Raw genomic sequence first — 21856 nt, 5'->3', positions numbered from 1 at the left:
GGAGGGAGCCGTCGAAGGTGGGATCGGCGATTGGGACGAAGTCGTAACAAGGTAGCCGTACCGGAAGGTGCGGCTGGATCACCTCCTTTCTAAGGAGCATTCTCCAGAGGCATGTACCAGCACACAGGTGCTCGGATGATGAACTGGCAGAGCCCGTTTCGTTCCCACACGTGGAACGGCGGGAGCTCACGGGTGGAACACTGACAAYCAGATCCTGYAGAACGCGAAACCATGTTTCGCCGGCAGGGACTATATCGATGCACTGTTGGGTCCTGAGAGAACACGCGAAAGCATGTTTCTTTCTAGGAGATAACTATTCTTTCCGGATGTCAGTCATACCGTGCTCTGTTGAGTGGTCTGGTGCTGGCGTSAGTTCGGGGAGGGTGTGTTGTTTGAGAATTGCACAGTGGACGCGAGCATCTTTGTTGTAAGTAATGAAGAGCGTACGGTGGATGCCTTGGCACCAGGAGCCGATGAAGGACGTAGGAGGCTGCGATAAGCCTCGGGGAGCTGTCAACCGAGCTGTGATCCGAGGGTGTCCGAATGGGGAAACCCAGCACGAGTGATGTCGTGTTACCTGCACCTGAATATATAGGGTGTGTGGAGGGAACGTGGGGAAGTGAAACATCTCAGTACCCACAGGAAGAGAAAACAATAGTGATTCCGTGAGTAGTGGCGAGCGAAAGCGGATGAGGCCAAACTTTGTGCGTGTGATACCCGGCAGGGGTTGCGTATGGAGGGTTGTGGGGTTTGCATTGTCGATTCTGCCGGATCGGCCGACAGTGAGAAATTGTGGTGTTAGTCGAAGTGGTCTGGAACGGCCTGTCGTAGAGGGTGAGAGTCCCGTAGACGAAAACATTGCAACTGTCGTTGTGGATACCCAAGTAGCAGCGGGCCCGTGAAATCTGCTGTGAATCTGTCGGGACCACCCGATAAGCCTGAATACTCCCTGGTGACCGATAGCGGACTAGTACCGTGAGGGAAAGGTGAAAAGTACCCCGGGAGGGGAGTGAAATAGTACCTGAAACCGTGCGCTTACAATCCGTCAAAGCCGTCGAGCAGTTTACTGTTGGTGGTGATGGCGTGCCTTTTGAAGAATGAGCCTGCGAGTTAGTGGCATGTCGCGAGGTTAACCCGTGTGGGGTAGCCGTAGCGAAAGCGAGTCCGAATAGGGCGTATCCACGTKWGTGGTGTAGTGGCGTGTTCTAGACCCGAAGCGGAGTGATCTACCCATGGCCAGGTTGAAGCGACGGTAAGACGTCGTGGAGGACCGAACCCACTTAGGTTGAAAACTGAGGGGATGAGTTGTGGGTAGGGGTGAAAGGCCAATCAAACTCCGTGATAGCTGGTTCTCCCCGAAATGCATTTAGGTGCAGCGTCACGTGTTTCTCRYCGGAGGTAGAGCTACTGGATGGTCTAGGGGGCCTACAAGCTTACCGAAATCAGCCAAACTCCGAATGCCGGTGAGTGAGAGCGTGGCAGTGAGACTGCGGGCGATAAGGTTCGTAGTCGAGAGGGAAACAGCCCAGATCGCCAGCTAAGGTCCCTAAGCGTGTACTAAGTGGAAAAGGATGTGGGGTCGCGAAGACAACCAGGAGGTTGGCTTAGAAGCAGCCACCCTTGAAAGAGTGCGTAATAGCTCACTGGTCAAGTGATCCTGCGCCGACAATGTAGCGGGGCTCAAGTACACCACCGAAGCTGCGGCACTCACACAATAGCCCCATGCAGGTCTGCGGATCTGTGTGCAGGTGTGTGGGTGGGTAGGGGAGCGTCGTGCAGCCATGGAAGCATCGGAGTGATCCAGGTGTGGAGGCTGCGCGAGTGAGAATGCAGGCATGAGTAGCGAAAGACGAGTGAGAAACTCGTCCGCCGAATGACCAAGGGTTCCTGGGCCAGGTTAATCCGCCCAGGGTGAGTCGGGACCTAAGACGAGGCCGACAGGCGTAGCCGATGGACAACGGGTTGATATTCCCGTACCCGTGTAACCGCGCCCATGGTGAATCAGTGACACTAACCACCCTGAATCCACGTGACCGATCTCTTTCGAGAGTGAGGCGTGTGGTGGATGCGTGGGACCTGATCTGGTAGTAGCCAAGCGATGGGGTGACGCAGGAAGGTAGCTGGGCCAGTCAGTGGTTGTACTGGTGTAAGCCTGTAGGGCGAACGGTAGGCAAATCCGCCGTTCATATAAGCCTGAGAGGTGATGCGTAGCCGATTGAGGCGAATTCAGTGATCCTATGCTGCCGAGAAAAGCCTCTAGTGAGTTGTTACACGGCCCGTACCCCAAACCGACACAGGTGGTCAGGTAGAGAATACTGAGGCGATCGAGATAACTATGGTTAAGGAACTCGGCAAAATGCCCCCGTAACTTCGGGAGAAGGGGGGCCCCTGCCGGTGATGGAACTTGCTTCCTGAGCTGGTGTGGGCCGCAGAGACCAGTGAGAAGCGACTGTTTACTAAAAACACAGGTCCGTGCGAAGTCGTAAGACGATGTATACGGACTGACGCCTGCCCGGTGCTGGAAGGTTAAGAGGACCGGTTAGCTCGTAAGAGCGAAGCTGAGAATTTAAGCCCCAGTAAACGGCGGTGGTAACTATAACCATCCTAAGGTAGCGAAATTCCTTGTCGGGTAAGTTCCGACCTGCACGAATGGCGTAACGACTTCTCAGCTGTCTCAACCATAGACTCGGCGAAATTGCATTACGAGTAAAGATGCTCGTTACGCGCGGCAGGACGAAAAGACCCCGGGACCTTCACTACAGCTTGGTATTGGTGTTCGGTTCGGTTTGTGTAGGATAGGTGGGAGACTGTGAAGCGGTGACGCCAGTTACTGTGGAGTCGTTGTTGAAATACCACTCTGATCGTATTGGATACCTCAACCTCGGACCATGATCTGGTTCAGGGACAGTGCCTGGTGGGTAGTTTAACTGGGGCGGTTGCCTCCTAAAATGTAACGGAGGCGCCCAAAGGTTCCCTCAGCCTGGTTGGCAATCAGGTGTCGAGTGCAAGTGCACAAGGGAGCTTGACTGTGAGACTGACAAGTCGAGCAGGGACGAAAGTCGGGACTAGTGATCCGGCACCGGCAAGTGGAAGCGGTGTCGCTCAACGGATAAAAGGTACCCCGGGGATAACAGGCTGATCTTCCCCAAGAGTCCATATCGACGGGATGGTTTGGCACCTCGATGTCGGCTCGTCGCATCCTGGGGCTGGAGTAGGTCCCAAGGGTTGGGCTGTTCGCCCATTAAAGCGGCACGCGAGCTGGGTTTAGAACGTCGTGAGACAGTTCGGTCTCTATCCGCCGCGCGCGTAAGAAACTTGAGGAAGGCTGTCCCTAGTACGAGAGGACCGGGACGGACGAACCTCTGGTGTGCCAGTTGTTCCACCAGGAGCACYGCTGGTTGGCTACGTTCGGAAGGGATAACCGCTGAAAGCATCTAAGCGGGAAGCCTGTTCCAAGATGAGGTTTCTCACCCCCTCGAGGGGGTAAGGCCCCCGGCAGACCACCGGGTTGATAGGCCAGAACTGGAAGTACAGCAATGTATGCAGGTGACTGGTACTAATAGGCCGAGGACTTACCACAAAGAAGCTACGCGTCCACTGTGCAATATCTGAAACAACACACGAGTTGNTACAGCAATGTATGCAGGTGACTGGTACTAATAGGCCGAGGACTTACCACAAAGAAGCTACGCGTCCACTGTGCAATATCTGAAACAACACACGAGTTGATTCAGCACAATCGAATACAGAACCAACACATGCATCGAACACTGCTTCGATCATGACCGTTGTGTTCGCTCGTGACACTGTTTCGCAGAGTTACGGCGGCCATAGCGGAGGGGAAACGCCCGGTCCCATTCCGAACCCGGAAGCTAAGCCCTCCAGCGCCGATGGTACTGCACTCGACAGGGTGTGGGAGAGTAGGACACCGCCGAACACAACTTGAACCGGACAACCCCCGGAAGCTAAGCCCTCCAGCGCCGATGGTACTGCACTCGACAGGGTGTGGGAGAGTAGGACACCGCCGAACACAACTTGAACCGGACAACCCCCGACCAACCATGGTCGGGGGTTGTCTGCATTCGAAACCATCCCTCGGACAAGGGAACTCCGGACTCTACGACCACTGAGGTTCCTCGGCCCGACTCGTCGGGCACACAGCGCACGGTTACACCCCGGAACCAGCTTCTGTGGCACAGTCGTACACCATGAAGCTCGACGTCGATCAGAACCGTGTCAGCAAAATACTGCTCGATTTCGATCTGACCATCGCATTCGACGGCGGAGCCACCATTTCCTTCAGTGAAGTGACTATCGATGACCTCACGGTCGACGAAGACAATCAATTCGAGGGTCTGCGGGCCTTTGCGGCTCTGCGCGGTCTCGAGTGCGAGGACGCCGACTACGACCGGTCGGGCGTGCTGCGAATAGCATTCGCCGGTGGGCACACAGTGGTGGCTCGTCCCCGCGACGAAGTCGAATCCTGGGAGTTCTGCGCTGCAGACGGGTCTACGATCCTGTGCGGACCGAGTGGAGTCGTCGAATCATGGCCGGCTCCGGAGCAGCCCAGCACGGACGTTCCGACTGCCGAGGGTCTTCCGTCGATCGGTTCCACTGTCGTGCGGTTGTCGACGGGTGACGAGCCGACCGTCGAATTCTCGGACGGGACCGAGCTGCAGTTCGATCTTCCGCTCGACTGCGGCTATCTCGTCCTGCGGGAGAGCGTCACATCGAGCTCCAGCTCGGAAGAAGGCGATGAGGCCCACGGGGATTGGGTGATCGAGCTGTCCTCGGGTCACGTGATCTTCTATCGCCCGCGAACCGTATAGGGCTTTCCGAATTGGGTTTCGACACCCGGTGAATACAGAACGGAGTCCGGCGGGCGCGTGCTGACGCCGGGCAGACCTGCGGCGTCCACGAGCTCGTCGGAGCAGTGGGTCAGTTCCGCGTCGACCAGCTGCCAATGTCGGTGCACGTTCGGCACATACAGAAGCCGACCGGCCAGCGAGGTATGCAGCCCCCATCGCGCGGTGAGAAAGACTGCCAGTGAGTCCTCGGACATGTCGCGTGTGCCTCGGACGATCCCGAAATCGGTCGTGGCACCGCGATGCGGGGGAGCGAGCCGCTTGCTTCGGTAGCCGATGGTGGTGGTGTCGTCGTCGATGTCGATCGATGCCCAGCGATACGGAATGCGAGCAACGTTGGTGCCCAACACGACTGCCAGTCTCGAAGCCTCCAGTGACCGGAACACGACGCCGCGTCGACCCTCTGCGTCGACGGAGTACAGCCGGACGTTGATTTCGCCGAACGTGCCGAAGTACGGAACCGGATGCCGATATCCGAGCCCGGCTCCGACCATGTGGAAGCCGATCAGACCGACCCACGTGGAGCCGTCGAACTCGTCGGGTTCACATCCGTCGGGAAGCAACGGAGCGACGGCCGAACTCGGGACTCGCCAGTGCAGGAAGACCAGCCGTTCCCAGCGCTGGTCCATCAGGATCGGACGAGGCAACAGCGGTGGCCGCGGCCAGAGGCGTCGGGCATCGTCTCGGTTCATGATTCGAGCCTATGCGGGACGCGTCAGGAGGCAGTGAATCGGGCGTGCACACTCGCAGTGAGCGTGATGTTCTCGGGCTTGAGCGCGAACCCGGCCGGGGCGGACTTCGCGGCGAACATACGAGGAGAGGCGTCTGGGCCGCCGTGCTCGGCGGTGCCGGGCAGCAGACCTGGATCGGCTATCGCGACGGCGTGCACGCCTGTTCTCCCCAGGCTCGACGCGTATGCCTCTGCTTTGGCCACCGCGTCCCGAACGGCAAGTTCCCGTACTGCCAGCGTCCGCGCGATCCGGCTCGATTCGGTCAGGTCCCACTCGAAGTGATCGATCGAGACCCCGTCGAGCGCAGAGGCGGCGTACACGAAGGCGTCGACGACATCGAGCTGGCTGAACTGTACTTCGACCGACGCCTCCGCCTGGTAGACGTACGGCAGTTGTTCGCCGTCGTGATTGAACGGCCGGTTCCGCGAGTGCCGCACCTGATCGACCGACCACCGATCGATGGGGCCACCGGCGCTGTTGTAGAGCGGCTCGACCAGACGCGTCAACTCTCGAACGAGCTGCTGGGCCGGCTCGGACGCCGACTCTGCCGTTCGGCCGTCGGTACGAACCGTCAGCGACAGCGTGCACTGCTCGGGCGGGTAGGTGGCTGCGCCGTGACCGACGACCGTGATGTCGAGTGCTTCAGGGCTCATGTCGTCCAGTCTCGCATCCGCGCACCGATGTTCACCGAGTTCGACAGTGCTGGCCGACGAGCCGAGTGAGGAGGACAATCGCGAACATGCTTCCCGTTCTCGATCTCGATCTGGCCGAAAACGACCCACGCGCTTTTCAGCTGTCGCTGCGCGAAGCAGCTCACGGGTCCGGCTTCTTCTATCTCGTCGGACACGGGATCGAGACCGAACGAATGCAGGAAGTGCTGCGTCTCGCTCGTCAGTTCTTTGCCGTGCCGGACCATGTCAAGGACGAGATCAGTCAGCTGAAGAGCCCGCACTTTCGCGGCTACTCACGGGTGGGTGGAGAGCTGACGAACGGCAGGGTTGATTGGCGGGAGCAGATCGATATCGGACCCGAGCGCCCGGCCATCGAAGGGGCCGAGGGGTATTGGAATCTGCAGGGTCCCAATCTGTGGCCCTCACAGCCCACAGGGTTCAGAGAGACGTTCGAGGACTGGGAGCGCACGGTGTCCGGTCTCGGACTTCGCCTGCTACGACACTGGGCGCAATCCCTCGGAGCCCACGAGAATGTGTTCGACGATGCGTTCGCAACCGCGCCCGCAACCCTCATGAAGGTCGTTCGCTATCCGGGTACCCCCGATCATTCACAGGGTGTCGGTGCGCACAAGGATTCCGGGGTGCTGACGCTGCTCCTCGTCGAACCGGAGTCGTCCGGACTCCAGGTGGAGACGACTCCCGATACGTGGATCGATGTGCCGCCCTTGGCGGGGGCCTTCATCGTCAACATCGGCGAGTTGTTGGAGGTTGCGACCGGCGGCTATCTGCGGGCAACGAGGCACCGGGTGGTCGCGCCGGGGCCCGGCATCGACCGGATATCGGTGCCACACTTTCTGAGCCCGGCTCTCGATGCCGTCGCACCGGTGATCGAGCTGCCGGCCGAATTGGCGCAGCATTCACGGGGAGTCGAGAACGATCCCGACAACCCCATCTACAGCACCTACGGCGAGAACGCATGGAAGTCGCGCACGCGTGCACACCCCGACGTGGCGCAGTTGCACCACGGCATCGTTCCGGCCGGGCGGCGGTCCGCCTACTGAGTCCGACTGCGGCCCCGGCGCGACGCGCGGTACTGCGCCCATGCCCCGGTGCACCACAGCGCCCACAGGATCAGCAGCGGCTGGAACAGCAACCGGATTCCCCGTGCTGCATCGGAGTCGAGGCCGAACGCGTCGGTGTGAGTGACGAACTGCGAGATGTTGCCGGGGAACACCGCGACGAAGAAGGCCGCGACGACCCAGCCGACGAGCGGCGCGCGGGCAGTCCAGAACAGCAATGCCAGCCCGAGCACGATCTCCACGACGCCTGACGCCAGTACGACGAAGTCGGTGCTCAGCGGCACCCACTCGGGCACCTGGGCCGCGAAAGTGCTGCGTGCCCAGAACAGGTGGCTGAGGCCGGCGAAGACGAGGAATGCGCCCAGTACGACTCGCCCGATGGTGCGAGATATCGATTTCGTCACTGCGTCATGAGACACCACGGGCACACTGGGCACCATGACCGGGAGCACCCCAACCGACCGAGGGCGTCGACGATGGGTACTGCACGTCGACCTGGACCAGTTCATCGCAGCCGTCGAAGTACTGCGCAACCCCGATCTTGCGGGCAAGGCCGTGGTGGTCGGCGGCAGGGGAGATCCCACCGAACGCGGGGTGGTCTCGACGGCCTCGTACGAGGCGAGAGCCAAGGGCGTCGGTTCCGGGATGCCGCTGCGCATCGCCGCCAAGAAGATCCCCGACGCGGTCTTTCTCCCGGTCGACAAGCCGGCATACGACGAGGCGTCGGCGATGGTGATGGACACGCTGCGGACGTTGGGGGTGGTCGTCGAGGTGATCGGTTGGGACGAGGCGTTTCTCGGTGTCGAGACCGATGACCCGGAGCGCTTTGCCAAGACAGTGCACGACTCGGTGTTCGACGCGACCGGATTGCATTGCTCGGTCGGTGTCGGGGACAACAAGTTACGAGCCAAGATCGCTACCGACTTCGACAAGCCGCAGGGGATTTATCGCCTGACGCAGGACAATTGGTTCGCGGTGATGGGCGATCGTAGTACCGAGGCGCTGTGGGGGATCGGCAAGAAGATCTCGAAGAGGCTGACAGCCCTGGGCATCACGACGGTGCGGGAACTGGCCGACGCCGATGACGCGGAACTGGCCGCGGCGTTCGGACCGAAGATCGGTCCCTGGCTCGGGACGAAGGGGCGGGGAATCGACTTGGCACCGGTGACGTCCCAGCCGTGGGTTGCACGGTCGCACAGCCGTGAGGTCACGTTCCAGACCAACGTCGCCGATTGGGCCGTAATCCGCCGAGAGGTCGCGGCCCTGACGTCGAAGGTGTTGGCAGACATCGAAGCCGAGAACAGGCCGGCCGTACGAGCCGCGCTGAAGATCCGCTACGCGCCGTTCGAGACGCATACCGTCAGCGCGCCGATCGTCGGTGCGCCGACCTTCGACCAGGAGATCCTGACCTCGGCTGCGGTGGCTCTCGTCGATCGCCTCGACCACAATCGAGAGGTCAGGCTGATCGGCGTCCGGCTGGAAATGACTCCGCCGCAACCTCTCTGACTACTTTCGGCCCGCTGCCCAGCGCAGTCCCCAGCCGTATTTCTTGTCGAGGTCGGCCTGGCTGCCCTGGATGTACTCGACCTCGCGGGTGACGGTGATGCCGGCAGAAGTGTTCTCCAACAATGCGATCGAGCAGATCCGTGCCGAGTTCTCGGCCGAGTCCAGTCGCACCTCCACCTGCGGCCCGCTGGTGGGGTACAGCGTCACCACTCCGTCGACCGCAGCCCAGTTCGGTGCGCCGTCGTAGATCATCGCGAAGATCAGGATGCGAGCGAACTTCTCGGGGTGGGCGAGATTGATGTGCATGTTCTCGCCGCCGCTGACCGAGCCGGAACGGTCGTCGCCGTCGAGTGCGATGAACGGCGCGTCCTGCAGCGAACCGAAGCTGTTTCCAAGCGCCTGAACGACGCCCTTGGAGCCGTCACGCAATTCGTAGAGGCACCCGAGGTCGAGATCGACTCCGCCGGAGCCGTACGACGCGGCCGCCAACTTGGCCAGGAAGCCCTTCTTCTTCGGCTGTGCTGCAGGTGCGCCGGTCGACCAGTTGAGGTTCACCCGCATCGAGCCCTGCTTCTCGCCGGACTTGGTCAGACTGATGGTCGGCGACGCCTTGGACAGCGTCACTTTGCTCAGACTGACGGGCGCGCCGGCCTGCGACGCCGAGGATTGCCCGGTCGTGGGCTTGCGGGTGTAGTCGATGGCCATGGTGGTGCCTTCCGAACGGTCGGGTACCGGATCGCGATGTCCGGTTTGGGCGGTCCGTCGACAATAACCGCTGTTCCGACGAACAACACCGGCCGGGAGCGTCGTAGGCGCGTCGGCACTGTGAATACCGAGCGCTCGATCACCCCTTCGGTGTGTAGTGCCCGCCGAGGACGGTGGGCATCGGTTCGTCGAAGCTCTCGTTCTCCGACAACGGTTCCGCGCCGTGTGCGGTGCCCTGATCTTTCACCGACTTCGTGTTCGCGAGCTCGGCCGATCCGCGGCGTGCTCCGGCGAAGTCGTTGTACCAGAGGAACCACGGCAATCCGGCCCGCGTGTAATCCGCGGCCGAGGGCGGCATGGTCGGCGGCACCTCGCCGGTCGAGTGTTGCCACTCATCGCTGTTGGCGATATCGACGGTGAACTCGATTCCGTGGTCCAGATCCCAGTCGTCGTGGTGGCGAAGGGGCGATGCGATGGTCTGCCGGATCGAACCTCCGCCGCCGAGACCCATGTCCGATGCCGGCGCGGCGCAGACGATGAAGTCCGGCAGTGGGGGGCTGGGTGGCCGGGCATCCCACACGGTTGCCTTCAGCGGGTAGGCGGCGACGCGTATGCCGCCGATGGCGGGCTCGGTCGAGAGTTGTTCTTCCACCGTGTACCCGGCACCGAGTGGCATTGCGACGAACTGCCGCACCGTGCCCTCACCGACGTTGAACCCGTCCAGCCACGGCTGCTCGGGGACCTCGAAGTAGTCCTCCTCCTCGAAGTTCGGTCGCGCGGACCACGGGGAGCCGGTGACCACGTTGATCGATCCCGCTGCGACCGTGACCAGGAATGGGTAGTTCCCGGAGAAATCGATCCAACACGCTTCGGACTGCCACATCGGCAGCAGAGCGCCGTCGGCAGAATCGTTCTGCCGCAGGGGAAACGAGCCCAATCCAGGCGGCAAGTTGTACTCCGTGCCGTCGTCGGGCACGCGCAGGGTTCGCTGAAACGTCATACGCATGGTCGCCTCGTGATGGACCTCGGGGCAGGCGATGGACAGGGTGTCGTGTTCGACGAATGCTGGCATGGACGTCTCCTCGGTGCCGGTTGATCGTCGAAGGGTAGATCGAGGTACCGACAAGAATATCGGCGCGACGGGTCGATCCCGCCGCGCCGATGTTCTGGGCTGCAATCCGATCTACGGGCGCGGCACGTTACGCAGATTCGACTTCGCCATCCGAACGGCTTCGCCGACGCCGCCGTTGAGTACGACCTTGCTCATCGCCAGCGCAAAGCCCTTGATCTGCTCCCCGGTGATGGTGGGCGGTACGGACAGCGCCAGCGGATCGGTGATCAGTTGGACCAAGGCCGGACCGTCGACAGCAAAGGCGGCTTCGAGTGCGCCGCGAATGTCCTCGGGCTGGTCGACGCGTTGTGCATGGATACCCGCGGCGGTGGCGATGCCGGTGTAATCGACCGGGGGCACGTCGACGCCGAAGTCGGGCAGGCCGTCGACGAGCATTTCGGCCTTGACCATGCCCAACGTCGAATTGTCGAACAGCACGATCTTGACCGGCAGCTTGTACATCGCGACGGTCAAGAGTTCGGAGAGCAGCATCGAGAAGCCGCCGTCGCCGGAGATCGAGACCACCTGGCGACCCGGGTTGGCGAACTGCGCACCGATGGCGTGCGGCAACGCGTTGGCCATGGAGCCGTGCAGCATCGACGCGACGAAAGCCCTTTTGCCGGTGGGGTTGATGTAGCGCGCGGTCCACACGTTGCACATGCCGGTGTCGGTAGTGAACACGGCATCGTCGTCGGCGAGGTCGTCGAGTACCGACGCGGCGTACTCGGGATGGATTGGGACGAGCTTCTCAGCGTTGCGGGTGTACGCGCCGACGGTCTTGCCCATCAGGTCGTTGTGCTTGTCCACCCACTTCTCCACGTAGCGGCGGTCGGTCTTACGAGTCACCAACGGCTGCAGCGCATTCAGCGTCGCACGAACATCTCCGTGAATCGGGTACTGCACCGACGTCCGGCGCCCGAGCTTGGTCGGATCGATGTCGATCTGCGCGGTCGTGACGTTCTCCGGCAAGAACTGCTGATACGGAAAGTCCGTGCCGAGCAGGATGAGCAGATCGGCGTCGTGGATTCCGGCATGCGCAGCCCCGTAGCCGAGCAGCCCCGTCATGCCGACGTCGTACGGGTTGTCGTACTGGATGAATTCCTTGCCGCGCAACGAATGTCCGACGGGAGCGCCGATGGTGTCGGCGAAGGCCACTACCTCGTCGTGAGCGCCCTTGACGCCGTAGCCCGCGAAGATGGCAACCTTCTCGGCACTGTTGATGGCGTCCGCCAATTTCTGGATGTCCGCCGCGGGCGGTGTGACGACCGGTACCGAGGGAATAGCGATCGGGTCCATCGATCCGGCGGCCGACAGCTCGGCGATGTCGCCGGGAATGGTCAGCACCGACACCCCGCCGCCGGTGACGGCGGCATTGATTGCCGCGCGGAACACCCGAGGTGCCTGCTCGGCGGTGGAGACGAACTCGTTGTAGAGCGAGCATTCGCCGAAGAGCCGATCGGGGTGCGTCTCCTGGAAGTAACCCGAGCCGATCTCACTGCTGGGAATGTGCGACGCGATCGCCAGAACCGGTGCGCCGGAACGGTGTGCGTCGTATAAGCCGTTGATCAGATGCAGATTTCCGGGTCCGCACGAACCCGCACATACGGCCAGCGTGCCGGTGGTCTGCGCGTCGGCCGATGCTGCGAACGCCGCGGCTTCCTCGTGCCGTACGTGAATCCAGTCGATACCGCCCTTGGCCGATCCGCCGGTGCGACGCACAGCGTCGACCACCGGATTGAGACTGTCGCCGACGATGCCGTAGATGCGCTGTACGCCGGCGTCGACGAGTCCTCGAACGAGCTGATCGGCCACGGTGGTGGACATGTGCAATTCTCCTCGGATGTAGTGGCGCGTTCGGATCGATGTGCCTCACGTGCGCCGGTTGGACGCCTTCCCTGTGCCGAGGGCGTATCAAACATAGAAGTGCAGCGCGATCCGTACCGCAAGGGGAAAGCCCAGGTAGAGGCCCGGCGCGATCTCCGTCACGTGGCGATATTCCTGCCAGCACCCATCGAAGACTGGGGCTGTCCCGATATGCGCTCCAGCGGAGAGGTCGGCAAATTGAACAGGCTCTGTACAGGTTCGGTTTCTGGATGTACGGTATCGACATGAACGAGCCCGCTATGACTCAGCGCACATCGGAGCGTGCTCGCCACAAGCGTCATCAGGTGCTCGCGTCGTTGAAGAGCACCATCGAGTCCGGTGACATCCCCTCCGGCTCGTTCTTGCCGGGCGAGAACGAACTCGCCCGCGAGTTCTCGGTCAGCCGCGGAACCATTCGTTCTGCGCTCAGCGAGCTGGAAGAGCAAAAACTGATCCAAAAGCGAAGCGGTATCGGATCGCTCGTCACCTTCGACGGCCACCAGATCGAGACCGCCGAAGGTTGGGCGCGGGCGCTGTCGTCTGCAGGTGTGGAGATGCACACCCGCACTCTGCGCATCGAGCGCATCGTGGATCCGGAACTCGCTGCCGAGGCTGGAACTCCGACCCTGAACTTCGTTGCCGTCGATCGAGTGCGACATGTGGTCGACGGTCGTCCGGTGTCGTTGGAGCGCAGCCGCATTCCGGCGTTCGGGCCGCTCGCAGAACTGCCCGAGACCGGATTGGTCCGGGAGTCGCTCACGGCAACTCTCGAATCGGCCGGGCTGACTGCTGCGTCCGGTGAGCAATGGGTGTCGGTGGTTCCGGTGGACTCGGCCGATGCGGCTGTCCTCGAAGTGCCGGTAGGCACCCCGTACCTGCACAGCATCCGGGTCAGTCGGGACGCATCGGGTCGATTCGTCGAGAAGGTTGTCAGCCTCCTTGCGCCCGAACGCTTTCGGCTCCATCTCACCTTCAATTCCTGATCTGTCTCACCGCTGCACCGGCAAGGATTGTGTATATGTTCACTTCACGTGATCGCGCCCTCGGGGCCTTCTACGGATTGGCGCTGGGTGATGCCTTGGGAATGCCGACGCAATCGATGCGCCGGGAGGACATCGTCGAGGACTACGGACAGTTGCGCGGCTTCGTCGCCGCCGGTCCCCGTCAGCTCATCGCGCACGGTATGTCGGCAGGCTCGATCACCGACGACACCGAGCAGGCGATCATGTTGGCCCAGTTGATCATCGACGGCGACGGCGTGGTCGATCCCTCCGCATTCGCCCGCGCCTTGATCGCGTGGGAGTCGGAGATGTCCGCGCGCGGATCGCTGGATCTGCTAGGACCGTCGACGAAGCGAGCTGTGGAACGGATACTCGACGGCTCGGACCCCAACGAGGCGGGCAAGTTCGGCAGCACCAACGGTGCGGCCATGCGCATCACACCTGCGGCAATCGCGGCATCGTTGGACGGCGGAATCGCGCCGTTCGTCGACGCCATCTACAGTTGCAGCTTCGTCACCCACAACACCTCTCTCGGAATCGCCTCCGCCGCAGCGGTTGCCGGAGCCATCAGCGCCGGGATCGCCGGTGCGGACTTGCACGAGGCGGTCGACATCGGTGTCGCCGCCGCCACCGAGGGGGCCACCCGTGGATATTGGGTCGCCGGCGGAAACATCGCAGCCCGTATTCGTTGGGCGGTCGACCTGGTCGGCACATCCGCCGACAGACAGATTACTGACACAGTGGCAGACGTCATCGGTACTTCCGTCGCGTCACAGGAATCAGTGGTAGCGGCCTTTGCTTTGGCCGTTGCGTACGACGACCCTTGGGACGTCGTACTGGCAGCCGCCACCATCGGCGGCGACACCGACACGATCGCAGCAATAGCCGGCGCAGTCCGAGGTGCCGTCGGCGGCCTGGCAGCGTGGCCCGGCGAAGCGATACGAATGGTCACCGACGTGAACAAACTCGATCTGGAGCCCCTCGTCGATCGACTTCTCGCTCTCCGTAATACGAACTGACACAGTTCGACTCACCTTTGGAGCACAACCATGACCTTTTCCGCTTCCACGTCTGCATCGGACACGGCAGTCGACGCACTGTCGCTGGAAACTCGGGGGATCGAACCCGTCCCGGACGACGAGCGCAACGGTAACCCGTTGCAGTTGTTCTGGGTGTGGTTCGCCGCGAACATCTCCATCCTCGGTCTACCGCTCGGGGCAACCTTGGTGGTCTTCACCGGTCTGAACATCTGGCAAGCGTTGATCGTTGCGTTGGTGGGCGCGGCGGGTTCGTTCGCCATCGTCGGAATCGTGTCGATTGCCGGTAAACGTGGCGGGGCCCCCAGTCTCACGTTGTCGCGGGCCACCTTCGGGGTTCGCGGAAACATCGGCCCCACGCTGGTCTCGCTGATGTCGCGGCTCGGCTGGGAAACTGTCAACACCACTACCGCGGCATTCGTGTTGCTGTCGATCTTCACACTGATCTTCGGTGGATCCGGCGTCGCGAAGGATCACGCCGTCGTCACGATCGTCTCCATCGTCGTCTTCATCGTGCTGACACTGGTGGTCAGCGGCCTGGGGCATGCGGCCATCCTCGTCATCCAACGCTGGTCGACGTGGATCTTCGGCGCGCTGAACATCTTTGTCGCGATCTTTCTGATCGCCACCGTCGACTGGACTGCAGTGACCAGTACCCCGGCCGGTTCCATCAGTGCGATGGTCATCGGTGTCGGAACCATCGCTGCAGGAACAGGTATCGGTTGGGCAAATGCCGGAGCCGACATGTCGCGATATCAGCGGAAGAGTGTGGGAGCCGGCTCGCTGGTGCTCTCCAGCGCTGCCGGCGCCGGAATCCCGCTCGTTCTGCTGATCGGGCTCGGCGCGCTGCTCTCGGCAGGTGACAACAGCCTCGCGTCCGCATCGGATCCGGTTGCGGCAATCCGAGAAATTCTTCCGGCCTGGATGGCTGTTCCTTACCTGATCACCGCATTCGGCGGATTGTTGCTGTCCAACCACCTTTCGGTCTATTCGGCCAGTCTCACCACGTTGACCCTCGGCTTCCGGATCAAGCGGGTCTATGCGGTCGGAGTCGACGTCTTCGTCACGTTCGTCGGTGCCATCTACTTCATGCTGATCTCCGACGGCTTCTATGGGCCGTTCATCACGTTCATCTCGGTTCTCGCGGTACCACTGACGGCGTGGCTCGGTGTGTTCATGTCCGACATGATCAAACGAAAGACGTACGATTCGGCCTCGATCATGAACGTGGGCAACAGCAGTCGCTACTGGTACACCGGCGGAGTCAATTGGTATGCCTTCGTGAGCTGGGCAGCGGGCATCGTCGTGGGGTTCCTGTTCACTGCCATCGCCGTGGATGGCGACGTCATCTACACCGGGCCGCTGTCGGGCAGCTGGATCGGTGACAACGGTCTCGGCTGGGTGGCGTCGTTCGTGGTTGCCGCAGGTCTGTATCTCGCCACCGGGGGAGCCCGCCGGACCGAGACCGCAGCGCGGTGAGTCCGCGACTGATCCACACCGGCCAGGTCATCGTCGACGTTGTGATGGCCGTTCCCGAGGTCCCGCAACCGGGTGGAGACGTCGTGGCAACGTCACTGAACGAGACCGCGGGCGGTGGACTCAATGTGATGGTCGCCGCGATTCGTGACGATCTTCCGGTGATCTTCGCCGGCAGACACGGCTCCGGCCACTACGGTTCGATCGTCCGCGAAGCTCTGTCTTCCAGCGGTGCGCTCATCGTCAATACCGCACCAGCGGAACGGGACTCGGGATTCTGCATCGCCCTCGTCGATGCGAACACCGAGCGTACGTTCGTCACCTACCCGGGGGCCGAGGCGGAACTGAGAATCGGGGACCTCGAGGCGGCAGGGGTGCGGAGTGCAGACTTGGTGTACGTCACCGGATACGGGTTGGCGCACGAGAGCAACGCTGCGGCGCTGACCACGTGGCTACCGACGCTGCCCTCGGATACCACGGTGTTGTTCGATCCGTCCCCTTTGATCGCCACGCTCGAACGCGACGTGGTGGACGTCGTTCTCGCCCGTGCCGACATCGTGAGCGTCAATCTGCGCGAGGGCATGCTCATGACGGGTGAGGTCGACATCGACTCCATCGCAGCCGAATTGGTGAGACGACTGCGGCCCGATGCCTCGGTGGTACTGCGTACCGGTCCGGACGGTTGTCGGATCGCGGGCGGTGAACGAACGCCGCAGTCGGTGCCCGGGTTCGAGGTGCACGCGGTGGACTCGAACGGTGCGGGCGATGCTCACGCCGGGGTGTTGTTGGCGGGACTCTCCCGTGGACTCGGTCTGTACGACGCGGCGCTGCGGGCCAATGCTGCTGCAGCACTTGCGGTGACCGAGCGGGGACCTGCGACGGCTCCGTCTCGGTCACGTACCGATGCGTTGATCCGTGGTCGTCCTCTCGATGGGTGAGGGGCGAGCGTGTGCGGTTCGCCCCGGAACCGTCGAGTCGCGTACGACGAGTGTCGGTGTCAATGCCATCGAGGATGCCGGAAGTCCGTGGGTGACGGCCAGCAGCATTTCTGCTGCACGGGTGCCGATTTCGCGGTGTGGGCTGTGGATCGTGGTCAGGGGAACGGTCAGCTCGCTGCAGATCGAGATGTCGTTGTAGCCGACGACGGCGACGTCGCGTCCTGGCTGCAGCCCCGATTCACGCAGCACGCCGAGTACTCCGATTGCGCTGAAGTCGTTGGTGGCGAAGATGGCCGTCGGGGGAGTCGGCAGTGCCAGCAGGGCGCTCGCCCCGCGCCTTCCGGCGTCGGGATCGAATCCCTCTTCTCGGACGTACTCGTCCGGAACGTCGATGCCTGCATCACGGAGGGCGGCTCGGCAGCCCTCCAATCGGTCGATTCCGGTACTGGCCCACGCCGGGCCGGACACGATCCCCACTCGGGTGTGGCCGAGTCCGGCCAAGTGCTCACCGGCGAGGTAGCCGCCCCGATGGTCGTCGCACGTCACCGAGGTCATCCCCGGGTACCGACGGCTGATGAGCACGAACTTGATGCCTCGGCGTTGGAGGTTGTCGAGGTTGTCGCTGTCGAGGCGAGCGTCCCCGAAGATGAGGCCATCGACGTTGCGGCCGAGCAGGAGGTCGATACGTCGACGCTGCTGAATCGGGTCGTCGTGGGTGTTGGCGACGAAGGTCTCGTAGCCTGCCCGGTTTGCTGTTTCCTCGATGGCGTCGTACATCGCCGAGAGCACCACATCGGTCAATCGCGGGACCAGTACTCCGAACGCGGTGGACTTCTTGGTGGTCAAGCTTGCCGCGTTGGGGTTGGGGACGTAGTCCATCTCGCGGGCCAGCTCGAACAATCGCAGATCTCCGTCGCTGGCGCCGGCCGGGTCGAGTGCAACGCGTCGAAGAGCTCGGGAGACGGTCGAGACATGCACTCCTGCAGCAGTTGCGACCGTTTTGAGCGTGACGCTTCCCGACGTAGTGCTGTCCACTGGCGGTTCCCCTCGATTCTCCGTCGGCGCTGCCCCGACCCCTGATGACCCCTAAGCTAGCACCGTGCGCAATCGTTTGCGCAACAAGTTGCCCTCGAGGAACGGACATTCGATGACAGGTTTGGGTGGTCTCAATCCGTCGCCGACGTCGCTCACGCTCGGCCTGGTTCAGCAGCAGGTTCCGCTGATCACGAGCATGGACGATGTGGACGCGACGACCGATCGCGTATGCAGACAGTTGCGCGAGGCGAAGGCCGGGTTCGGGGCGCTCGACCTCGTGGTGTTTCCGGAGTACTCGCTGCACGGTCTACGCAAGTCGTCGTGGGCGTCGGACGAGGTGATGTGCGACATCGACGGTCCGCAGGTGGAGCGATTGCGGGACGCGTGCCGTGAGTCGACGGTGTGGGGCTGCTTCAGCATCATGGAACGCAATCCCGGTGGAGCGCCGTTCAACTCCGGAATCATCGTCGACGACAAGGGCGACATAGTCCTGTATGTCCGCAAACTTCACCCCTGGACGCCCAAGGAGCCATGGGAACCGGGCGACATCGGTCTGCCGGTCTGCCCGGGGCCCAAGGGCTCGGTGCTGTCACTGTTGATCTGCCACGACGGAATGTTCCCCGAGATGGCGCGTGAGGCGAGCTACCGCGGTGCCAACGTATTGCTGCGGACGGCCGGGTACAAGTTTCCGCTGCAGCAGTCCTGGCGTATCACCAACGAAGCCAATGCCTTTCACAATCTGGCGTACACGGCGTCGGTGTGCCTGGCGGGGGAGGACGGCAACGGCATCCCGTCCATGGGTGAGGCGATGGTGTGCGACTACGAAGGAACGATCATCGAGCGCGGCGATTCCACACCCGATCGGGTGGTGACCGTGTCGATCGAGCCCGCGAGGGCCGATGCGGCACGTCGCGAGTGGGGAGTGGAGAACAACATCTATCAACTGGGTCACCGTGGGTACACCGCGCTCGACGGAGGGGCGCGCGATTGCCCGTACACCTACGTCCGTGATCTCGCCGACGGCACCTACCGGGTGCCGTGGGAGGACGAGGTTCGCATCGTCGACGGGACTTCGGAGGGGTACGGACCCCCGCGTCGGCCCGGCAGTGCCACCGATTCTGCGCGGGCCGGTCTGCGCGGCGAGTAAGGCGGAGGTTACGCGGCCGGTGCCCGTGTAACGGTGCCATTAATTGGTTCCGGATTTGTCGCCCAAAGCTCGACATCGTCCGAGAAACCCCTCTATCGTCAGAGCAACGCAATCGGTTGCACGACCGGTTGCACAGCAAGCGAAAGAAGGCTCGTTTCGATGACTTCCCAGGTAGGCGACTCTCTGGAGCTCACGGATCGCACCCGCCACGACATCGATTCGATGTCGCCGGGGGATGTGTACAAACTGCTGTCCTGCGCGGTGCAGCCTCGTCCGATCGCCTGGATCTCGACCGTCTCCGGCGACGGCGTCCGTAACCTGGCTCCGTTCAGCTTCTTCAATGTTGCGTCGCGGAACCCGGCGACGCTGATGATCTCCATCGGTGAACGCATCGGTTTCCCCGGAGAGTTCAAGGACACACTGGTCAACATCCGCAACACCGGCGAATTCGTCGTCAACATTCCGTCGGCGGACACCGTGGATGCAGTGACCGCGAGCTTCGCCACCGTCGACGCCGATGTCGACGAGTTCGAGCTCTCGCACATGACCGCAGTGCCGTCTGTGTCGGTCGCGGCCCCGTCGGTGCTCGAATCCCTGGTGTCTCTCGAATGCCGCACGATGCAGGAAATTGCACTCGGCACGGACACCCTGGTGTTGGGGACCGTGACGGCGGTGACCAGCAGGCCTGGCCTGCTCACCGCCGACCTGCACGTCGATACTCTCGAACACCGTTTCCTCGGCAGACTGGCGGGCCCGTTCTACACCACCGACATGAATCGGGTGGCGCAGTGACCGCCTCGGCCCGTCTGCGCGATGTCGACACCGAGTCGGTTGTCGATACCTTCGACATCGCTGTGGTGCAGACCGGTTCGCGGGTCGGAGCGTGGCAGCAGAACATCGACGCGGTGCGCTCGGAGGTGCAGGCTCTCGCCGCGGGCGGATCGAAGGTGATCGTTCTACCCGAATTGTTCGCCAGTGGTTACGATCTCGACAGTATCGAGACGATGGCCGAGTCGGTTCCCGGTCGAACGTCGACCGCGCTCGGAGCGCTCGCCGCCGAGACCGATACGGTTCTGGTGACGGCCATCGTGTTTCGTGATGCCGACGGAGTCATCTTCGACAGCTCGCTCGTGGTAGGGCCGGACGGTCTGATCGCGTTGGGCCACAAGCGGTTTCTGTGGGACCGAGAGAAATCGGTGTTCACTCCCGCAGCGGAGAGCGGTCTGCTGGTGAGCACACCGTTCGGAACCATCGGCGTCGTGATCTGCTACGAGGCAGGGTTCCCCGAGACGGTCCGCGATCTCGTCCAGCGAGGAGCCGATGTGATCGCCGTACCGTCGGCCTTCGGACACGTCCGTTTGCACGTGTGGAAGCTGCTCACCCGCTCCCGCGCACTCGAGAACGGCGTCGTCGTCGCGGCCGCCGGACTCACCGGACAGACCGGCGACGGCCCACGGTTCGCGGGCCACAGCGTCATCGTCGGACCGCAGGGGCGCACCATCGTCGAGATGGACGAGAGCGTCGGATCGGTATCGGCAACGGTGACTCGCCGCGAGTTGCTCGATGCACGTGACGAAGTGCCTTATCTGAAAGACCTTGCCCGCCTGGGCGGAATCACCGACAACGATTCAACCGAGAACCCTCACGAGAGGAACCGAGATGTTCGATCTGCGATCAGCTGATCTCCTGCGCGCGTTCACCCGTCAGCTCGAGCTGTGCAAAGTACAGCCAGGAGAGCAGGTGGTGATACTCGCGGAGCCGTCGAGCCGCGGGGATTACGTCTCGGCTGCGTTCGGGGCGGCTCAGAGTCTGGGCGCACAGGTACTCTCGGCCACCGTTCCCGGCGGCAGTCCGGCACCGATGCCGAGCACCCACACCGGTGCGGGGCCCGGTCTGGTGTCGGTCATGAACAGTTCGGTCGCTCAAGACCTGCTCAAGGGAGCCGATCTTGTGGTCGATCTGACCAGCGAGGGCTTCATCCACGCCCCCATCCAGCAGGAGATCCTGGCCGCCGGAACGCGCATCATCTTCGTGTGCGACGCCCCGGACGTGCTCATCAGGAACATGCCGCAGGACGGAGACAAGGAACGGGTCCAGGCAGGCGTCGATCTGATCCGCAACGGTTCGACCATGCGCATCACCAACGAGGCCGGCACCGATCTCACCGTGCAACTGAGCAATTCGCAGCCCGAGTTCCAGGTGGGCTTCGCCGACGACAAGGGACGCTGGGATCACTGGCCGTCCACCATGGTGCTGTGTTGGCCGGAGATCTCGAATGGCAAGATCGTGCTGTCCGAAGGCGATATCTTGTTGCCGTTCAAGGAATACGTCCGGGACGAAACCACGCTGACGGTTACCAACGGCCACATCGACGAGGTGACCGGCGGCGGTGAAGCAGCACTGCTCAACATGTTCTTCGCCGACTCCAACGACAAGTGGGCGCGCTACCTGTCCCACATGGGCTGGGGATTGATGAAGACCGGCGACTGGTTCGCGGCCGCGATGTACGGCAAGGACGACATCATGGGCATGGACGCCCGCGCGTTCGCCGGCAGCTTCCTGTGGTCCACCGGCCCGCACCCCGTCCTCGGCCGAGACTCCTACGCACACCTCGACATCGGAATGCGCGCCTGCACCGTATCCATCGACGGCATCGATGTCGTCACCGAAGGCCGATTGGTGGAGAACTGA

At 62.5% G+C, this 21856-nt stretch carries 18 protein-coding genes and 3 rRNA genes; 14 read left to right on the top strand and 7 right to left on the bottom strand.

Going from position 1 to position 21856, the window contains the following annotated elements; genetic code table 11:
* From ASG84_RS05475 to ASG84_RS05460, 4 genes are all read left to right on the top strand, one after another.
* Positions 1-89 (top strand): 16S ribosomal RNA (locus ASG84_RS05475); the annotation flags it as partial.
* Between the two features lie 336 nt (positions 90-425).
* Positions 426-3580: ribosomal RNA gene (locus tag ASG84_RS05470) — 23S ribosomal RNA — on the top strand.
* Between the two features lie 240 nt (positions 3581-3820).
* Positions 3821-3937: ribosomal RNA gene (rrf, locus tag ASG84_RS05465) — 5S ribosomal RNA — on the top strand.
* A gap of 271 nt (positions 3938-4208) precedes the next feature.
* Positions 4209-4829, top strand: a complete 621-nt coding sequence (locus ASG84_RS05460) for a DUF6188 family protein (RefSeq protein ID WP_200936502.1) — start codon at positions 4209-4211, stop codon at positions 4827-4829.
* Here the strand turns inward: ASG84_RS05460 and ASG84_RS05455 are convergent.
* A complete protein-coding gene (locus ASG84_RS05455) occupies positions 4808-5557 on the bottom strand; it encodes a YqjF family protein (protein ID WP_235581547.1) in 750 nt (249 codons plus the stop codon). The two genes, ASG84_RS05460 and ASG84_RS05455, sit on opposite strands and share 22 nt — an antisense overlap.
* Positions 5558-5580: 23 nt before the next feature.
* The gene (locus ASG84_RS05450; protein ID WP_057476017.1) at positions 5581-6249 is read right to left on the bottom strand and encodes an SIMPL domain-containing protein; all 669 of its coding nucleotides are present in this window, start codon (positions 6247-6249) and stop codon (positions 5581-5583) included.
* An 86-nt stretch (positions 6250-6335) separates the two neighbouring features.
* Between ASG84_RS05450 and ASG84_RS05445 the strand changes: the two genes are divergently transcribed.
* On the top strand, positions 6336-7328 hold the full coding sequence (locus ASG84_RS05445) for an isopenicillin N synthase family dioxygenase (RefSeq protein WP_057475991.1): 993 nt from the start codon (positions 6336-6338) through the stop codon (positions 7326-7328).
* Here ASG84_RS05445 and ASG84_RS05440 read toward each other — a convergent pair.
* Positions 7322-7786 (bottom strand): DoxX family protein, encoded by a 465-nt coding sequence (locus ASG84_RS05440; RefSeq protein WP_057475990.1) that lies wholly within the window; start codon positions 7784-7786, stop codon positions 7322-7324. The two genes, ASG84_RS05445 and ASG84_RS05440, sit on opposite strands and share 7 nt — an antisense overlap.
* Between ASG84_RS05440 and ASG84_RS05435 the strand changes: the two genes are divergently transcribed.
* On the top strand, positions 7785-8852 hold the full coding sequence (locus tag ASG84_RS05435) for a DNA polymerase IV (RefSeq protein WP_057475989.1): 1068 nt from the start codon (positions 7785-7787) through the stop codon (positions 8850-8852). The genes ASG84_RS05440 and ASG84_RS05435 overlap by 2 nt on opposite strands.
* On the opposite strand, the gene ASG84_RS05430 is transcribed toward ASG84_RS05435, so the two are convergent.
* From ASG84_RS05430 to ASG84_RS05420, 3 genes are all read right to left on the bottom strand, one after another.
* Positions 8853-9557, bottom strand: coding sequence for a TerD family protein (locus ASG84_RS05430; protein ID WP_057475988.1), 705 nt, complete (start codon positions 9555-9557; stop codon positions 8853-8855).
* A 139-nt stretch (positions 9558-9696) separates the two neighbouring features.
* On the bottom strand, positions 9697-10629 hold the full coding sequence (locus ASG84_RS05425) for a hypothetical protein (RefSeq protein WP_057475987.1): 933 nt from the start codon (positions 10627-10629) through the stop codon (positions 9697-9699).
* 111 nt (positions 10630-10740) lie between these two features.
* Positions 10741-12492: a pyruvate dehydrogenase gene (locus ASG84_RS05420; RefSeq protein WP_057475986.1), complete on the bottom strand. Its 1752-nt coding sequence runs from the start codon at positions 12490-12492 to the stop codon at positions 10741-10743.
* 284 nt (positions 12493-12776) lie between these two features.
* On the opposite strand from ASG84_RS05420, the gene ASG84_RS05415 reads away from it, so the two are divergent.
* From ASG84_RS05415 to ASG84_RS05400, 4 genes are read left to right on the top strand one after another with little or no spacing between them, the layout of a single operon-like run.
* Entirely contained in the window at positions 12777-13514 is a 738-nt protein-coding gene (locus ASG84_RS05415; protein ID WP_235581546.1) for a GntR family transcriptional regulator, read from the top strand.
* Between the two features lie 35 nt (positions 13515-13549).
* Complete coding sequence (locus ASG84_RS05410; protein WP_057475985.1) at positions 13550-14551, top strand: ADP-ribosylglycohydrolase family protein; 1002 nt, start codon at positions 13550-13552, stop codon at positions 14549-14551.
* Between the two features lie 30 nt (positions 14552-14581).
* Positions 14582-16048: a purine-cytosine permease family protein gene (locus ASG84_RS05405; protein ID WP_057475984.1), complete on the top strand. Its 1467-nt coding sequence runs from the start codon at positions 14582-14584 to the stop codon at positions 16046-16048.
* Positions 16045-16983 carry a PfkB family carbohydrate kinase gene (locus ASG84_RS05400; RefSeq protein WP_235581545.1) on the top strand — a complete coding sequence of 313 codons (939 nt, stop codon included), beginning with the start codon at positions 16045-16047 and terminating at the stop codon, positions 16981-16983. Before ASG84_RS05405 ends, ASG84_RS05400 begins: the two co-directional genes overlap by 4 nt.
* On the opposite strand, the gene ASG84_RS05395 is transcribed toward ASG84_RS05400, so the two are convergent.
* Positions 16939-18018 (bottom strand): LacI family DNA-binding transcriptional regulator, encoded by a 1080-nt coding sequence (locus ASG84_RS05395; protein WP_082520805.1) that lies wholly within the window; start codon positions 18016-18018, stop codon positions 16939-16941. The genes ASG84_RS05400 and ASG84_RS05395 overlap by 45 nt on opposite strands.
* A gap of 112 nt (positions 18019-18130) precedes the next feature.
* Here ASG84_RS05395 and ASG84_RS05390 point away from each other — a divergent pair, with 112 nt between their 5' ends.
* The 4 genes from ASG84_RS05390 to ASG84_RS05375 all read left to right on the top strand — a co-directional run bounded on the left by ASG84_RS05390 (position 18131) and on the right by ASG84_RS05375 (position 21856).
* Positions 18131-19165, top strand: a complete 1035-nt coding sequence (locus tag ASG84_RS05390) for a formamidase (protein ID WP_057475983.1) — start codon at positions 18131-18133, stop codon at positions 19163-19165.
* A gap of 159 nt (positions 19166-19324) precedes the next feature.
* Positions 19325-19957: a flavin reductase family protein gene (locus tag ASG84_RS05385; RefSeq protein ID WP_057475982.1), complete on the top strand. Its 633-nt coding sequence runs from the start codon at positions 19325-19327 to the stop codon at positions 19955-19957.
* Entirely contained in the window at positions 19954-20847 is an 894-nt protein-coding gene (locus ASG84_RS05380) for a carbon-nitrogen hydrolase family protein (RefSeq protein WP_057475981.1), read from the top strand. The genes ASG84_RS05385 and ASG84_RS05380 overlap by 4 nt, the downstream gene beginning before the upstream one ends.
* Positions 20825-21856: a hypothetical protein gene (locus ASG84_RS05375; RefSeq protein ID WP_057475980.1), complete on the top strand. Its 1032-nt coding sequence runs from the start codon at positions 20825-20827 to the stop codon at positions 21854-21856. Before ASG84_RS05380 ends, ASG84_RS05375 begins: the two co-directional genes overlap by 23 nt.

It is taken from the genome of Rhodococcus sp. Leaf278 (assembly GCF_001426085.1).
Classification (GTDB): Bacteria; Actinomycetota; Actinomycetes; order Mycobacteriales; family Mycobacteriaceae; genus Rhodococcoides.
Note: the sequence above shows the minus strand (reverse complement) of the source record. Positions and strands in the feature narration are given on the sequence as shown.

Bases quoted from the DNA above. Each gene is read 5' to 3' on its own strand.
- ASG84_RS05445 (WP_057475991.1), top strand. From the start codon at position 6,336: ATGCTTCCCGTTCTCGATCTCGATCTGGCCGAAAACGACCCACGCGCT.
- ASG84_RS05390 (WP_057475983.1), top strand. From the start codon at position 18,131: ATGACAGGTTTGGGTGGTCTCAATCCGTCGCCGACGTCGCTCACGCTC.
- ASG84_RS05405 (WP_057475984.1), top strand. From the start codon at position 14,582: ATGACCTTTTCCGCTTCCACGTCTGCATCGGACACGGCAGTCGACGCA.
- ASG84_RS05450 (WP_057476017.1), bottom strand. From the start codon at position 6,249: ATGAGCCCTGAAGCACTCGACATCACGGTCGTCGGTCACGGCGCAGCC.
- ASG84_RS05425 (WP_057475987.1), bottom strand. From the start codon at position 10,629: ATGCCAGCATTCGTCGAACACGACACCCTGTCCATCGCCTGCCCCGAG.
- ASG84_RS05440 (WP_057475990.1), bottom strand. From the start codon at position 7,786: ATGGTGCCCAGTGTGCCCGTGGTGTCTCATGACGCAGTGACGAAATCG.
- ASG84_RS05415 (WP_235581546.1), top strand. From the start codon at position 12,777: ATGAACGAGCCCGCTATGACTCAGCGCACATCGGAGCGTGCTCGCCAC.
- ASG84_RS05375 (WP_057475980.1), top strand. From the start codon at position 20,825: ATGTTCGATCTGCGATCAGCTGATCTCCTGCGCGCGTTCACCCGTCAG.
- ASG84_RS05435 (WP_057475989.1), top strand. From the start codon at position 7,785: ATGACCGGGAGCACCCCAACCGACCGAGGGCGTCGACGATGGGTACTG.
- ASG84_RS05410 (WP_057475985.1), top strand. From the start codon at position 13,550: ATGTTCACTTCACGTGATCGCGCCCTCGGGGCCTTCTACGGATTGGCG.
- ASG84_RS05385 (WP_057475982.1), top strand. From the start codon at position 19,325: ATGACTTCCCAGGTAGGCGACTCTCTGGAGCTCACGGATCGCACCCGC.
- ASG84_RS05420 (WP_057475986.1), bottom strand. From the start codon at position 12,492: ATGTCCACCACCGTGGCCGATCAGCTCGTTCGAGGACTCGTCGACGCC.
- ASG84_RS05455 (WP_235581547.1), bottom strand. From the start codon at position 5,557: ATGAACCGAGACGATGCCCGACGCCTCTGGCCGCGGCCACCGCTGTTG.
- ASG84_RS05430 (WP_057475988.1), bottom strand. From the start codon at position 9,557: ATGGCCATCGACTACACCCGCAAGCCCACGACCGGGCAATCCTCGGCG.
- ASG84_RS05460 (WP_200936502.1), top strand. From the start codon at position 4,209: ATGAAGCTCGACGTCGATCAGAACCGTGTCAGCAAAATACTGCTCGAT.